Source organism: Francisella philomiragia subsp. philomiragia ATCC 25015, assembly GCF_000156715.1.
Classification (GTDB): domain Bacteria; phylum Pseudomonadota; class Gammaproteobacteria; order Francisellales; family Francisellaceae; genus Francisella; species Francisella philomiragia.
In genome coordinates this window covers 765599-780117 of record NZ_DS999316.1, presented here as the reverse complement: position 1 = coordinate 780117, position 14519 = coordinate 765599, and the positions used below count along the sequence as shown (strand labels likewise).

The following is a 14519-nucleotide window of genomic DNA, read 5'->3' as shown; positions in this document are numbered from 1 at the left end:
CAAAGGTCAAATATGTTAAAGGGGATTCACAGGTATTTACTAGTATGTTTAGGTACTGTAGCGTTTACAGTACAAGCTCATGCTGCGCGGATTATTAGTAAAAACCCTATCAAAGAAGATTGGAAATGTGAAATTGTAGATGGCCAGTGGAGCTGTAAAAGAGCAGAAAAGCCTAAGGATGTTTTTGATAAAGAGATTAGTGCTGCAGAAAGAGAGAAAGCTCTTGCTGATGATCTTGCATGGGTTAAAAAACCAGAAACTTTTGTGGGAGGTTATTACAGTAATGATCCACAGTTTACCCAAGCGCTATGTGCTTCAAAGAAGACTGATCTTAGTTATGAAAATTCAGAATTTGATAATGATGGTACATTAATTGCTTCTGGTAATGTTCAAGTTCTTCAATGTGATCAAGAATTGTACGGTAATAATGCCATAGTAAATTTGACGAGTGATAATAGTGCAATTAGATCAATGGTTATGACAGGTGATGTTATTGCTAAGCAACCATCTACAGGTATTGTAATTAGAACTAAAGAGCTAGATTCTGATATGACTAATGGCACTTATAGTACTGGCGAAGCTTATTTTAGAATGGCTCGTGAGATGCCTGATACCAGGATTTACGATAAAGAGAATTTTACTGGTTACTTGCGTGGCTATGCAAAAACTCTTAAGAAAGAAGAAGATGGTAATCTAATGCTTTCTGATGGTTATATCACATCAGGAGGACCATATGACAATGCTTGGAAGATAACTGGTAGTGATATTGATATCGATACCAATACTGAGATGGCGTACGTTAAAAACGGTTTCTTCAAGATAGATGATGTGCCTGTGATGTACATACCATATTTCTCCCATCCGATAAACGATAAGCGTAAATCAGGTTTCTTGTTCCCAGGATTTGTTCAAAATAGTAATTCTGGTATAGGAGTTTCTGTACCATACTACTTTAATTTAGCACCAAACTATGATTTTTTACTTAATAACGTTATTTGGTCAGAAAGAGGTATTATGGAAAATGGTACATTCCGTTATATGACTAAATATTTTGAAGGAGAGTTTGATGGCTCTATTGTTCCTTGGGACTTCAAAGAAGGTAGGATGAGAGGTGCATTTGATATAACTACTAGTGGTAGTTATGCACTTGGAGATGGGACTCTATCTACAAACCTTATCTATGAATATGTCAGTGATCAGAATTACTATAATGACTTCTCGGCAGGAAATGTTAATTTAGTTACTAAAACATTGCTTACTAGACAGTTTGATTTAAATTATGATAATGATTATATTGATTCTGGAATAACAGTTCTAGATTATGGAGTTGTTAATCCTTCTATTGATTTAGCAAACATACCTTATGCCAAGCTACCAGAAGTGAAATTTAATGTAACTTCTGATGGTTATACACCTGATTATGTAACTCTAAGTGCGAACACGCTCAATACATATTTCTATAAATCACCTTGGGCAATAAACCCTGCAGTATCGCCAACAGAAGGGACTAACGTAAGTGGCTTTAGATCTTATGAATCACCTAAAATTAAAGGTAATTTTAATAATGAGTGGGGTTATCTTAATCCTTCTTTAGAGTTGCCAATTCGTTATTATCAACTTGATAGAAAAGCAACTGATACAGTTAAATTTAATAATAGTACGGTTACAAGTGTTTTACCTATATTCAATATAGATGCAGCTGCATATTTTGATAGGGATTATACAACAGAAGGTGGTTCATATACGCAAACGATTAAGCCAAGATTATTCTATACTTATATCCCGTATCAGAATCAAACCGATATTCCAATATTTGATACGAGTATGCAGAATGAACAGTATATGCAGATGTTCCAAGTAAATAGATTTACAGGTTATGATAGAATTAATAATGCTAATCAGCTGACTTATGCCTTAGAAACATATACTACAAGCCAAGATGATGGGAGCACTTTGGCCTCTGCTAAAATTGGGCAGATGGCATATTTTGCAGATAGAAAAGTTAATCTATGTCAAGGTAATGCGAAATGTCCATATCCTGAGATGGAGGATCAGTATGCAAATGATATGTTCTCTCCTATTATGTCATCTTTTGAATTCCAAGTAATAAAGAATATTTATTTATCGGCACAAATTAATTATAGATTACAAACATCGAAATTTGACTATCAGGTTTACCAATTATCATACAAAGATGAAAATGAGAATATTTTTAATATTTCATATAACAGTATTGAAAATAACTGGAACTCTATTACACAAGAGCAAATCAATACTGGACAAACTCCACAACCTCAAGAGACTATAACTTTATCAACGTTATTAAATATCACGGATCACTGGGGTGTTACAGCACTATGGAACTATAATTTTAAGCAACAGCAAATATCAAACGTATTCGCAGGTCTTCAATATAATGCTAAGTCTTGGGCTGTTAGGGCTATGTGGCAAGCTAGCTCATATACTAATGAAGATCCAAATAACCCGCAGAAATTAGCTGACTTGACACAAACTTATTTATTGGAGTTTGAATTAAAAGGTCTTGGTGGAGTTGGAAATACTAGTGATTTATCTTCACGTTTACAACAGATAAATGGCTATAAAGAAGGTCAGTGGGGAGAGGGTATATAATGAAGAAGTTGCTGACTTCAGTTGTTATTACATTGCTGACAGTCTCTAGCGGTCTGTCAGATATATCCTCTAGCTTGTTTCAAAACTCGTTTGATTCGAGTATTAGTGCTCCATCAGACTCGTCAGAAATGTCTGAAGATAAAAGGCATCTTGTGAACAAGACAGTGGCAATTGTTAATAGTAAACCTATTACTTCTTTTGAGTTAGATCAAGAAGTTGCAAAATTTGAAGCTATGAATCCAAATTCAAGCTTTCACTCTGATTCACTACAAATTAGAAGAGAGGCTTTGCAAGACTTAATTGCTCAGAGTGTATTGTTACAGTTAGCTGAACGAAATAATATAATAATTTCCAATCAACAGCTTGATGCAGCAATAAAAGATATCGCAGCAAAAAACGGTGTTTCGGTTGAATCTTTAAAATTAAATGTTGAAGCTTCGGGCATGTCTTTTGAAAGTTATAAGAAAAGAATAAGAGAGCAGCTTATGGTTAGTCAGCTACAGCAACAAGCAATCTCTCAACAAGTGTATGTTTCACCAGAAGAAATTCAAAAGTATATTAAGAAGCATCAAGAGCAATTTGATAGAGAAATGGCTCCTATTAAGCTTTATACTCTAAAAAATCTTATTGTAGCCTTGCCGGATTCAAAAAAAGCTCGACAAAAGAAGATAGATTTATTTAAAAAGTTAGCAATTGCAGTTAACAAAGGATATATTGATTTTTCTGAAGTTGTTAAACAATTTTCTCAAGCTCCTAATGCTACTTATGGTGGTATTGTCAGTCAACAAGTAAAATTTGATTCAATACCCAGTATGTATAGGGACTATGTCAAAGATTTGAAAGAGCACCAAGTGTCAGAGCCTTTTATTGTAAATCATACGTTACAAATGATATATATTGATAACATTGATGAGAAAGCGCCGATGTTAAGTAAGAAAGTTACTAAATATTATGTTTATGCTATAGAAATAAAATTAGATGGTGGTATGACAGAGGAAGGTGCTAAAAGTTCTCTAGATCGTGCAAGGCTTGCTATTGAAAGTGGTCAAGATTTTACAAAGGTGGCTTTGAAATACAATCAGGACTATGATCATGCTAATGGTAAATTTAGATGGGTTTCTAGGTTGGATAGTCCACCAGCAATACCACCAGCAGCATTTGCAAAGCTAGAGACAATGAAAGAGGGAGAGGTTTCAGAGCCTTTTCAAGCAGACCCTAAGACTTGGATGATCATGAAATATACAAAAGTTAAAGAACATGACGCTGCAGAAGAGCTTAAAGAACAAAAAGCTTTAGAAGCTATTTTTTCTGAGAAAGCTCAAGAAGTCTATAAGACGTGGTTAACCTCAATGAAAGATGATGCATACATTGAGATATTAGAAGATGATTTAAAGACACCAGAACTTTATTAAAATGCAATATAAAACAAAAGCTAAAAAATCATTAGGTCAAAATTTTCTACAAGATGAAAATATAATAAGAAAGATAGTTCAATTAGCAAATATTAAAAAAGATGATATAGTGCTTGAAATAGGTCCTGGTCTGGGAGCATTGACACGCTATATACTTAAATGCTCTGATAATGTTAATGTTGTTGAATTTGATGCTAGTGTCATCGATACTTTGTTACAGAATTGTCAAAAATATGGCGAACCCAAAGTCTTTAATGAAGATTTTTTAAAGTTTGATTTGGATATTGTAAGAGCTGATTCGCAACAGAAGTTAAAGCTTGTTGGTAACTTACCTTATAATATTTCTTCACCAATACTATTTAAAGTAATTGAACAAAGTGACAAAATTATTGATGCTCATTTTATGTTACAGAAAGAAGTTGTTGAGAGAATCATATCTCAACCAAATTCGAAAACTTATGGTCGGTTATCGGTAATTTTACAATATCATTTTGATTGTAGTATGATACTGAATATTCCTCCAGAAGTTTTTTATCCTCAGCCCAAAGTTGACTCAGCAATTCTACGTCTTAAGCCTAAAGTTGATAAGTTGGTTGTTAATGATTATGTTTTTTTTGAAAATATTGTTAAACAAAGCTTTGCGCAACGCAGAAAAACTCTGCATAATAATCTTAAGGGTATATTAAAAGAATTTGATATAAATCCTAGTGCTCTGCCTGTAGATACTAAGCTTAGAGCAGAAAATTTAAGCGTGGAGGATTTTGTCAGTTTAGCAAACTTTTTTAAATAAGGTGAATACAAATGGCTACATATGTTATTGGTGACGTACAGGGCTGTTATGATGAGCTACAACTGTTGCTACAAGATATAAAGTTTGATAAGCATAAAGACAAACTTGTTTTTGCCGGAGATATTTTAAATAAAGGACCTAAGTCTCTTGAGATAGTTAATTTCATAATGTCTTTGGGAGAATCGGCGCAAGTTGTCTTAGGTAATCATGAGATATTATTTTTAGCAGTTAGTTACAATTATTTACCATCGAGTAGTAAGAATACATTTGACGATATTCTAAAAGCTAAGAATTTGAAAGAAGTTCAAGAGTGGTTGTGCAACCAATCTCTTCTAGTAAAAGTAAATAACACTTTTATAGTTCACGCAGGAATCCCACATATTTGGTCGCCTAAAAAAGCACTTAAAAGGGCTAATGAAGTAGAATTTGTATTAAAAAATCCAACTACAAGAAGACTTTTGTTAGCTAATCTTTTTAATAATGAAATGGAAAAGTGGAATAAAGAGTTAGAGGGTATTGATAGATGGTTATGTATCCTCAATTATTTCACTAGGATGAGAACAATAGATAAAAATGGAAGATTAAATCTTAAATTTAGCTCAACAATTGATCAAGTTCCAGAAAATTTTAAGCCATGGTTTAAACTTAAACATAAGAAATTTGAAAATAAATATAAGATAGTTTTTGGTCATTGGGCAGCTATCAAAGGGGAAACAAAAGATAGCGATGCTATAGCTTTGGATACGGGTTGTGTTTTTGGTGGTCGGCTAAGTTGTTATTGTGTAGAGACGCATAAGCGTTATAGTATTAAAGCCTTAAAAAGCTATAAGGATATTTAACATGCATATTTTAGTTATTAACGGTCCAAACCTTAATCTCTTGGGAAAGAGACAGCCTCATATCTATGGTAATAAGACTATTGATGATATCAATAATGACTTATATAGAACGGCACAAAATAATAAACTAGCCATTGATTTCTTTCAGAGTAATCATGAAGGAGAAATCGTTGACAAAATTCAACAAACAGAGGCAAAAATAATAATTATTAATCCTGCAGCATATACGCATACAAGTATTGCAATACGTGATGCTTTTTTGGCTATAGATAAGCCTTTTATTGAAATACATTTGTCGAATATATATAATAGAGAAGAGTTTAGGACTAAGTCGCTTCTATCGGATATCGCTTATGGGTGCATATTTGGGTTTGGGCCAAACGGATATACATTAGCGCTAATAGAAGCAATTAACTACATTAATATGAAAGGAGAGTAGAAATATGGATTTATTAAAAGCGATAGATAGAGTAGCAGAGATTCTTAACTCGAGCGATATCAAAGAAATTAGAGTTAAAGATGGTGGCTCAAGCATTTTTATGACAAAAAATAATACAGCTGCTACAGTTGTATCAGCAGCTCCTGCTGTGAGTAACGTAGCACCTGCGGCTCCAGTATTAGCTAACACTACAGCTTCTACATCAGCTCCTAAGCAAGTTGAAGTAGCTAATGAAGTTAGTGGTGAAGAAATTAAATCTCCTATGGTTGGTACATTCTATGGAGCGTCTTCACCAGATGCAGCCCCTTATGTTAAAGAAGGTCAAGAAGTTAAGAAAGGTGATATTCTTTGTATAATCGAAGCGATGAAGATTATGAATAAAATTGAAGCTGAGAAAGCTGGTAAGATCGTTAAAATAATTGCTAAAGATGGCGATCCTGTTCAATTCGATCAACCTTTATTTATTATTGAATAATAACGAATCAATAATTTAAGTAGAGACTTCATAAATCTAGTATAAACTTTTAAAGGTAATACAAAATGATTAAAAAAGTATTAATTGCCAATAGAGGTGAGATAGCTCTTAGAATATTAAGAGCATGTAGAGAGTTGGGGATTAAGACAGTAGCAGTGTATTCAACTGCTGATGCTAATCTTATGCATGTAAAGTTAGCTGATGAAGCCGTTTGTATTGGTCCAGCAGCGCCTAATCTAAGTTATCTTAATATCCAAGCTATTATAGCAGCTGCTGAAATAACATCTGCAGATGCAATTCATCCAGGTTACGGTTTCTTATCTGAAAATGCAAAATTTGCAAAAGCAGTTGAAGAGAGTGGTTTCATTTTTATCGGTCCACGTGCTGAAAATATTGAAGTCATGGGCGATAAAGTAGAAGCTATTAAGTATATGAAGAAAGCTGGTGTGCCCTGTGTACCTGGTTCAGGTGGTCCATTAGGAAGTGATGAAAAGAAAAATCTAGAAATCGCTGAGCAAATTGGATACCCTGTTATCATCAAAGCCGCTGGTGGTGGTGGTGGTCGTGGTATGAGCATCGTTAGAAAGAAAGAAGATTTAATTAGTGCTATCTCTCTTACTAAGAGTGAAGCAAGAATAGCTTTCAATAACGATATGGTATACATGGAGAAGTTTTTAGAGAATCCACGCCACATTGAGATCCAAGTTTTCGGAGATGGTCAAGGTAATGCTGTCTACTTATTTGAGAGAGATTGTTCAACTCAAAGAAGACATCAAAAAGTTATTGAAGAGGCTCCAGCTATCGGTTTAACTGATGAAGAGAGAAAGCGTATTGGTGAACAGTGTGTTAATGCTTGTAAAATACTTAAATATCGTGGTGCTGGTACTTTTGAATTCTTGTATGAAAATGGCGAATTCTATTTCATTGAGATGAATACTAGAATTCAGGTTGAGCATCCTGTTACAGAGTCGATCACATCTACAGATCTTATTAAAGAACAGATCAAAGTTGCATCTGGTCTAGGACTAAGTTGGAAACAAGAAGATATTGCTATAGTTGGTCATGCTATTGAGTGTAGAATCAATGCTGAAGATCCTGAGAGAATGATACCATCTCCAGGTAAGATAGATATGTATCATGCTCCAGCTGGTCCAAGAGTTCGTGTTGACTCTCATATATACTCTGGTTATACAGTGCCACCAAATTATGACTCAATGATTGCGAAAGTGATTGTGCGTGGACATGATAGAGAGACTGCATTACAGAAAATGCGTGCTGCACTTGAAGAAATGGTTATTAGTGGTATTAAAACTAATATTTCACTTCACCAAGAAATTCTTAATCATGAAGAGTTTATCAAGGGTGGAACTAACATACATTTCTTAGAAAAAATGTTAGAAAAGAAAAAACAGTCTAAGTAAATATCCTCCTTTCGTATATATCTTCATTTAAATTTTTAGTTTTTTCTTATATAATTCTCTTAGTATCTAAATATAATAAAATATTTGTAAATTATGCATAATTTTCAAACTTTTCTTAAAACTACAAGAGAAGCAAAAGAACTTCAACTAGAGACAGTTGCTGATGCGATAAACTTGTCAGTACAAACAATAAAGATAATTGAAGAAGCTGATAATGACTCGCTATTGCAAAACTCTAGTAGTGTACTCAAAAATCAGATTAGAAGATATTGTGAATATTTAGAAATTCCTGAGAAAAAGATAGTCTCTATGCTTAACAAAATTGATGTTTTATATTATAAGAAATCACGCTATGGTAAATTAAAGTTTTTTGATTATTTGAATAGGTTAGCAATTCTTATAATAGCAATAGCAATAATTATTTTAGTTGTCAAACATATTAAAGAAAATATGTACATAGCGAGCACAGAAGAAAGTCCTAAATCATCGATAATATATACACCAATTAACTATGATCTGAATGAAACTGATCAACAAGCTGTGGCTGATGATTCTGCTGCTTCTAGTAATGTATCTATTAATCAAAATAATGTGCCATCCTCAAATGATGAGATAAGCAGTGGCTCTGCTGTAGCAACCGAATCAAAAAAACATCCTCAAAGTAGTACTAATAATAGTATGGCAGCTCATCCACCAGCAACTGCAAATATGAATAATATTGTCATAGATGATGATATTGATAGTAGCAAATAAACCTACAATACTTTCTTATAATGAATGTTTTGAATAATGTTTTATTAAGAGTAGAAAATTATTCTACTTTGTATATTCTGTTTATAGATTTCCTATTATGCTTTGCTCTTAGTGTGGTTATTTCTGTACTTGGTAGCATTTTAGTTATCAAGTATAAAAATACAATCAGGTTTACATTTGTCAAATCGTTTAAGCTAACTTTATACCTGATAATTTGGGCTTACTTTATCAAGACCTGTGTTGATTTACCTGTAATAGTAAATTTTCCAAATTATAAAGAAGTTATAATCCAATATTCAGATAAAATTTTTGATTTTTGTATTTATCTGGCAATAATTATTAGTTTATTTAAATTTTTGTATAATAGTAAGAATATTTCTATTGAGAAGAAAAAAGCACAAAATAAAGATTCCTACAGTGACTTTAGAGATATAAATGCTATATATAAGGCTTTTGAGTTAGGGGCTGTTGCTATCTCTGTGATACTAATCTTAGCTGCATTTAATGTGCCGTTAACTGCTTTAGGAGCTTTTAGTGGAGTTGCTTTTGCTGGCTTAACTTTTTCCCAAAGTACGCTAATTACAAATTTCTTTGGTGGGTTATTTGTTATATTTAATCGCAAATATTCTGAAGGCGATGTTATTTCATCAGATATTAATTCATCGATTAAGTTTAGTGGGACTATTAAAAAAATTGGTACTCTTACAACACAGGTTGATAATTATGAAACAGCACCGATGCATATTCCAAATTCGGTTTTTTTGAGTACTTGTATAACAACGACTTCGCGTCGTACTCATAGACGTATAGTACAGTTTATAACTGTTGATTATAAATATATCGATAAGATACCAGTCATTAAGGAAAAAATTCTTGCTGTGCTTAAGTCTCATCCTAATATTGATCAGAATAAAACAGTATCAGTATCACTAGCTTCTAGTGGTAGTAATATTTCCGGTAGATCGGAGGGTAGCTTTGGAACTAATGGTATAAATTTACAAGTTTATGCTATGGTAAATAAGGTATTTTTTGTTGATTTTATAACCGCTCAAGATGAAGTGTTTTTGAACATTGCAAAAGAATTAAGAGATTTGAACGTGGAGTTTGCAATAAATCCAATTACTTTGCATAAGTAGTATTGTTGATTAAATTAATCTATAATGCTTAGATCTTGTATTTTATCAATATTTTCTAAACTCATAAGAAGTCTATCAAAACCTAATGCTACTCCTGAACATTCTGGTATATTTTCTATACAGTTTAGAAGTTTATAATCTATATCTAAATAGGCTTTATTCTGTTGCTTTCTTATTTCGAGATCAGTATTGAAGCGCTTGAGCTGTTCATCTTTATCAATTAGTTCATAGTATCCATTTGCTAGTTCAATACCATTACTAAATACTTCAAATCTTGCAGCTACTAGTTGTTGATTTTGATTATATATTTTTCTAGCAAGTGCCGATTGGTGGATTGTATAATCATAAATAAAATAAATGGTATCTTTTTGGTTAAGGTTTCTTTCAATTTTATAACTAAAAAGTATATCTAAACAATCTGCAATGGTTGGATTTGATAGTCCTTGAATATCTCCAACTGTTTCTTTGACTATATTTTGTAAATGTTCTAGAGAAATATTGTGAGGATTAATTTTATAATGCTTTTCAAATGCTTTATGATAACTTAAATATATGAAGTTTAAATTTGGTTTAAGCGCTAAGAATAAATTCTCCAGCTCTTGCATTAGTTGTAGATAGTCAACACCTACTCGATACCACTCTATCATTGTAAATTCATGCTTATGGAGTTGTCCACAAGGCTCATCACGAAATGCTTTACAAATTTGGTATATACTACCACTACCTGCAGCTAATAATCTTTTCATTGCATACTCTGGCGAACTTTGGAGATATCTTTTACCAGAAACTGTCTCAATATTAAAAACATCTATAAAAGGATCTGTTACACCAAACTCATATGCTAAGGGTGTATCCACTTCGAGAACTTCTAAGTTTTTGAAATAAGTACGAATTTTTTCTAAATATTTCGCACGTTTTTTTATATTTGCTAAGCTCATTTTATGACTCTTATTTTACTAATATTTGCTAGATCAAATTCATGAAGATTGTTATTGCCATCTAAAATTTTTAGCATTAGATTATCAGTAACACCTTTGGCAATACCTTGGAAATTCTTATTTGAATAGTTAAACGTGATCTTTTTGTTTAGCGTGTAATCATACTTTGAAAAAGTTTCTAGAGTATCTAAGTAAGATTTCTCAAAATTATTAATAACATATCTTACTAAATCGACTATAACTTTGGATGAGTCTATCTCATGATTATTAATTATGGATAGTGATGTCCACTGCCTATCAATATCTTCGTTAATATCTGTCATATTTATGTTTATACCGATACCAATAACAATATCAAAACTATCTTTTTTAATATTTTTAGTTTCAATAAGTATTCCTGCTAATTTATGATCTTCAAAATATACATCATTTGGTAATTTTATTTTTAGTTTTTCTTCTTGATCAACTGGAATATATTTCTTGATAGTTTCTAAAACTCCCAATGCTATTTTAAGACTTATAAAAGAGTCTTTTGCGATGCTAAAGTTACAGCTAAATGCTAATGTTGAGTAAATGTTATCACTGTTATCAGAGATCCATTTATCGCCACGACGTCCACGTCCTTTTGTTTGTTGATCTGCATAGCAAAAATGATATTTATGTGATAAGTCTCTTTCTAGTAAATAGTCATTAGTTGAGCCTATTGTAGAGAAATGTTCAACATATATATCGTCAATAACTTTATTGAGAGCTGTTTTAATATATTTATGATTTTTCATTTTTCGATAAGTTTAATATTGAGAGATAAGTTTGTCTGCCCGAGGAATTCTTCTTTTTGAAGTTCATAACAGGCTTTTATAGTATCGCCAATAGCTATTTGTTCAATTATTTTATTTTCTAAGGCATTAAACCATATCGCTTTGATTGAAGGAATATTTTTATAGCGTAAAATTAGTTGGGCATGATTTTTATCTTTACCAACTAAACGTAGATTCTCTATAGTAAAACTGTTGTAAAATAGTGGTTTTTCAAATTCTCTACCAAATGGTTCAAGAGATTCTATCTTTTCTAGAATTTGTAGTTTGAAATCATTTTCATCAAGTTCAAAATCATACTCTAAAATAGGCTCTAAAGATATACTATCATTTTTAATGAAATTGATAATTTCACTTTCAAATAAATCATAAAAAGTATTGAAATCAGATTTGTTTATTGTCAAGCCAGCAGCACCTTTATGACCACCATATTTTATCATCAAAGTAGGCGATTTAAGTGCTATAGTATCAAGTATCGTTTTAATGTTAATACTATCTACACTCCTAGCAGAACCTGATATTAAGTTAGGATCATTTTGTGTTTCAGAAAAAATAATCACAGGCTTACCAAACATTTCTTTGACTCTACTTGCTGTAATACCATGAATTCCAGAGTGGCCATCATCAAGTAATATACATAGTGAGTTGTTATCATTGTCTAATTGATGTGCTTTAGTTATCGCCTCATAAGTAAGCTTTTTTTGAATTTCTTTACGTTGGTTATTTTGCTTAGTTAGGTTTTCAAAGGTTTCTTCAATTTTAAGTTCATCATTTTCAAGTAAAAAGCTAACAGATCCTAGTGCATCAGAAACTCTTCCATCACTATTTAGCAAGGGAGCTATACTGAAACTAATATACTCACTTGATAGCTTCTCTTTATCTAAGAAGTCCCAACATAGACGATCGTTATTCTTAAGTTGCTCTATACCTAGTTTTGTAACAATACGGTTATTATGACTATTTGCCATACTAACACAATCCGCAACTGTACCAATTGCAACAAAATCAAGTAAATTACTTAATCCATAAGACTTAGATAATGATTTACCATTTTGCAGATATTTTCTACGAAGAGCTGTCATAAAAAGCCAAGCAACCATACAACCAGCTATAGCTTTGTCTGGATAATTACAATCATGTTGAGTAGGGTTTAGTACGGCGATAGCACTTTTAGGCGCTCCCTCAGGAGGAATACCATGGTGATCGGTTACGATAGTATCAATTCCATTTTGTTTAAGAACAGCAATCCTAGGCTCATCTGTTGAACCATTGTCAGCCGTTATAATAAGATTTGGTCTAATACTATCTGTTAATATTCTATTCATCAAAGATTCAGACAGACCATATCCTTCCTGCATTCTGTGACCTATATATGAACGAATCTTTTCTTGAGGGTAATTAAATATCTTTGTCAGTGCTTCATATAAAATTGCATGAGATGTTTGCCCATCACAGTCGTGGTCGGTTTCTAATCCAATGATTTCATTATTTTGTAACGCTTGAAAAAGTCTATCTACGGCTTTATCGATATCTTTGAAGAGAAAGGGGGACGATAGATCTTTTATAGAGCCTTTTAGTATAAGATCAATATTCTCAAAATTACTTACTCTAGAAGAGATAATCCGTGCTAAAAATAAGTCATAACCTTTTGATAATAGCGTAGATAATATATCTTGATTAGTTTGTTTTTGTCTTATTAACATAAATTTATATTAGAAAGATTTTTTTTACCATTGAGGTGGTTTCGACACATATTTACACCTGATATAAATAGTAATGCTAATGGTATTGCAAAGAATATACCCCACAATCCCCAAATACCCCCAAATATCAAGATAGATGATACTACCCCTACTGGGTGGATATTTAGAACTTCAGAGAAAAGAAGAGGTACTAATAAATTACCATCTAAAGCTTGAATAATAAAGAATACGATCAACATTGATACAAAAGTACCATTTAAACCAAACTGTAAAATACCAACCATGACGACTGGGATTGTAATAATTACCATGCCAACATAAGGTATAATTACGGATAAACCGACACCAACAGCTAGTAGTAATGCATAGTTTAGATTAAAGTATGCAAAACCCATATATGTTACGATAGACACTATAATCAGCTCAATAGCTTTGCCTCTAACATAATCAGCAAGTTTAGGTTTAAGATCATTCCAAACGAAATATAATGCACCATTTTGCTCTGGTAAAAATGATTTAAACCAGTTAATCATTCTTGCTTTATCTTTTAGAAAGTAAAATACCATAAGTGGTACTAAAAATAGATATATCAAAATAGAGAAAAGAACAGGAATTGTTGTCGCAGTATTTTGTAGAATAAATGATCCTATATTAGAGCTTATTTTTTGCCAGTCAATACTATCAAACCAAGTCACTATAGAGTTGATTCTAGCTTCGGTAAGTATTGTTGGATACTTTACAGATAGCTGTTCTAAGCTTTCTTTTAAACTAGATAGTGTATGCGAAGCTTGTTTAATAAAATCAATTAGCTGATTAACAATAATTGGTAATAATACAAATATTAGTGATAAAAGTAATATAAGGAATAGCATATATACAATATATACTAATATGATACGTTTTATCTTGGTGAATTTTTGTAATATATTAACAAGTGTGTCGAGTAAATAGGCAATAACAAGAGCTGCCAATATAGGTGCTATATAATTACCTAAAAATGTTAAAACCAAGTAGAAAAATAGCATTAAGCCAAAAAACACTATAGGCTCATTATTTTGATATCTATTGCGATACCAGTCTTTTATAGTTTGTAAAATCATTTATAATTAAATCATTATTAAATTGAAGATATTGTAACAGTTTTCAAAAAAATTGAATACACAAAGA

Annotated in this window: 13 protein-coding genes; 9 read left to right on the top strand and 4 right to left on the bottom strand. The window is 32.0% G+C overall.

Translation table 11 applies throughout. The features are described from left to right. Positions 1 to 12 precede the first annotated feature (12 nt). From FTPG_RS09140 to FTPG_RS09100, 9 genes are all read left to right on the top strand, one after another. A complete protein-coding gene (locus FTPG_RS09140) occupies positions 13 to 2631 on the top strand; it encodes an LPS-assembly protein LptD (RefSeq protein ID WP_004288182.1) in 2619 nt (872 codons plus the stop codon). Further along, positions 2631 to 4043 carry a SurA N-terminal domain-containing protein gene (locus FTPG_RS09135; protein WP_004288181.1) on the top strand — a complete coding sequence of 471 codons (1413 nt, stop codon included), beginning with the start codon at positions 2631 to 2633 and terminating at the stop codon, positions 4041 to 4043. Before FTPG_RS09140 ends, FTPG_RS09135 begins: the two co-directional genes overlap by 1 nt. 1 nt (position 4044) lies before the next feature. After that, complete coding sequence (rsmA, locus tag FTPG_RS09130; RefSeq protein WP_004288180.1) at positions 4045 to 4833, top strand: 16S rRNA (adenine(1518)-N(6)/adenine(1519)-N(6))-dimethyltransferase RsmA; 789 nt, start codon at positions 4045 to 4047, stop codon at positions 4831 to 4833. 11 nt (positions 4834 to 4844) lie between these two features. Continuing rightward, positions 4845 to 5672 carry a symmetrical bis(5'-nucleosyl)-tetraphosphatase gene (locus FTPG_RS09125; RefSeq protein WP_004288179.1) on the top strand — a complete coding sequence of 276 codons (828 nt, stop codon included), beginning with the start codon at positions 4845 to 4847 and terminating at the stop codon, positions 5670 to 5672. A gap of 1 nt (position 5673) precedes the next feature. Continuing rightward, on the top strand, positions 5674 to 6111 hold the full coding sequence (aroQ, locus tag FTPG_RS09120) for a type II 3-dehydroquinate dehydratase (protein WP_004288178.1): 438 nt from the start codon (positions 5674 to 5676) through the stop codon (positions 6109 to 6111). Between the two features lie 4 nt (positions 6112 to 6115). Next, positions 6116 to 6586 (top strand): acetyl-CoA carboxylase biotin carboxyl carrier protein, encoded by a 471-nt coding sequence (gene accB, locus FTPG_RS09115; RefSeq protein ID WP_004288177.1) that lies wholly within the window; start codon positions 6116 to 6118, stop codon positions 6584 to 6586. Between the two features lie 65 nt (positions 6587 to 6651). Further along, positions 6652 to 8007: an acetyl-CoA carboxylase biotin carboxylase subunit gene (gene accC / locus FTPG_RS09110; protein ID WP_004288176.1), complete on the top strand. Its 1356-nt coding sequence runs from the start codon at positions 6652 to 6654 to the stop codon at positions 8005 to 8007. Positions 8008 to 8100: 93 nt separating this feature from the next. After that, a complete protein-coding gene (locus FTPG_RS09105) occupies positions 8101 to 8760 on the top strand; it encodes a helix-turn-helix domain-containing protein (protein WP_004288175.1) in 660 nt (219 codons plus the stop codon). A 20-nt stretch (positions 8761 to 8780) separates the two neighbouring features. Next, entirely contained in the window at positions 8781 to 9896 is a 1116-nt protein-coding gene (locus FTPG_RS09100; RefSeq protein ID WP_004288174.1) for a mechanosensitive ion channel family protein, read from the top strand. 14 nt (positions 9897 to 9910) lie between these two features. Here the strand turns inward: FTPG_RS09100 and epmA are convergent, their stop codons facing one another. Genes epmA through FTPG_RS09080 form a run of 4 tightly spaced genes read right to left on the bottom strand, consistent with a single transcriptional unit; the run spans position 9911 to position 14452 of the window. Beyond that, positions 9911 to 10834: an EF-P lysine aminoacylase EpmA gene (gene epmA / locus FTPG_RS09095; protein WP_004288173.1), complete on the bottom strand. Its 924-nt coding sequence runs from the start codon at positions 10832 to 10834 to the stop codon at positions 9911 to 9913. Then, a complete protein-coding gene (locus FTPG_RS09090) occupies positions 10831 to 11613 on the bottom strand; it encodes a biotin--[acetyl-CoA-carboxylase] ligase (protein ID WP_004288172.1) in 783 nt (260 codons plus the stop codon). The genes epmA and FTPG_RS09090 overlap by 4 nt, the downstream gene beginning before the upstream one ends. Further along, entirely contained in the window at positions 11610 to 13352 is a 1743-nt protein-coding gene (gene recJ / locus FTPG_RS09085) for a single-stranded-DNA-specific exonuclease RecJ (RefSeq protein ID WP_004288171.1), read from the bottom strand. The genes FTPG_RS09090 and recJ overlap by 4 nt, the downstream gene beginning before the upstream one ends. Next, complete coding sequence (locus FTPG_RS09080; RefSeq protein WP_004288170.1) at positions 13346 to 14452, bottom strand: AI-2E family transporter; 1107 nt, start codon at positions 14450 to 14452, stop codon at positions 13346 to 13348. The genes recJ and FTPG_RS09080 overlap by 7 nt, the downstream gene beginning before the upstream one ends. Positions 14453 to 14519: the final 67 nt, after the last annotated feature.

What these genes read in the sequence shown, in the direction of transcription:
- accB (WP_004288177.1), top strand. Translation starts at nt 6,116, where the DNA reads ATGGATTTATTAAAAGCGATAGATAGAGTAGCAGAGATTCTTAACTCG.
- recJ (WP_004288171.1), bottom strand. Translation starts at nt 13,352, where the DNA reads ATGTTAATAAGACAAAAACAAACTAATCAAGATATATTATCTACGCTA.
- epmA (WP_004288173.1), bottom strand. Translation starts at nt 10,834, where the DNA reads ATGAGCTTAGCAAATATAAAAAAACGTGCGAAATATTTAGAAAAAATT.
- accC (WP_004288176.1), top strand. Translation starts at nt 6,652, where the DNA reads ATGATTAAAAAAGTATTAATTGCCAATAGAGGTGAGATAGCTCTTAGA.
- FTPG_RS09135 (WP_004288181.1), top strand. Translation starts at nt 2,631, where the DNA reads ATGAAGAAGTTGCTGACTTCAGTTGTTATTACATTGCTGACAGTCTCT.
- rsmA (WP_004288180.1), top strand. Translation starts at nt 4,045, where the DNA reads ATGCAATATAAAACAAAAGCTAAAAAATCATTAGGTCAAAATTTTCTA.
- FTPG_RS09090 (WP_004288172.1), bottom strand. Translation starts at nt 11,613, where the DNA reads ATGAAAAATCATAAATATATTAAAACAGCTCTCAATAAAGTTATTGAC.
- aroQ (WP_004288178.1), top strand. Translation starts at nt 5,674, where the DNA reads ATGCATATTTTAGTTATTAACGGTCCAAACCTTAATCTCTTGGGAAAG.
- FTPG_RS09080 (WP_004288170.1), bottom strand. Translation starts at nt 14,452, where the DNA reads ATGATTTTACAAACTATAAAAGACTGGTATCGCAATAGATATCAAAAT.
- FTPG_RS09125 (WP_004288179.1), top strand. Translation starts at nt 4,845, where the DNA reads ATGGCTACATATGTTATTGGTGACGTACAGGGCTGTTATGATGAGCTA.
- FTPG_RS09100 (WP_004288174.1), top strand. Translation starts at nt 8,781, where the DNA reads ATGAATGTTTTGAATAATGTTTTATTAAGAGTAGAAAATTATTCTACT.
- FTPG_RS09140 (WP_004288182.1), top strand. Translation starts at nt 13, where the DNA reads ATGTTAAAGGGGATTCACAGGTATTTACTAGTATGTTTAGGTACTGTA.
- FTPG_RS09105 (WP_004288175.1), top strand. Translation starts at nt 8,101, where the DNA reads ATGCATAATTTTCAAACTTTTCTTAAAACTACAAGAGAAGCAAAAGAA.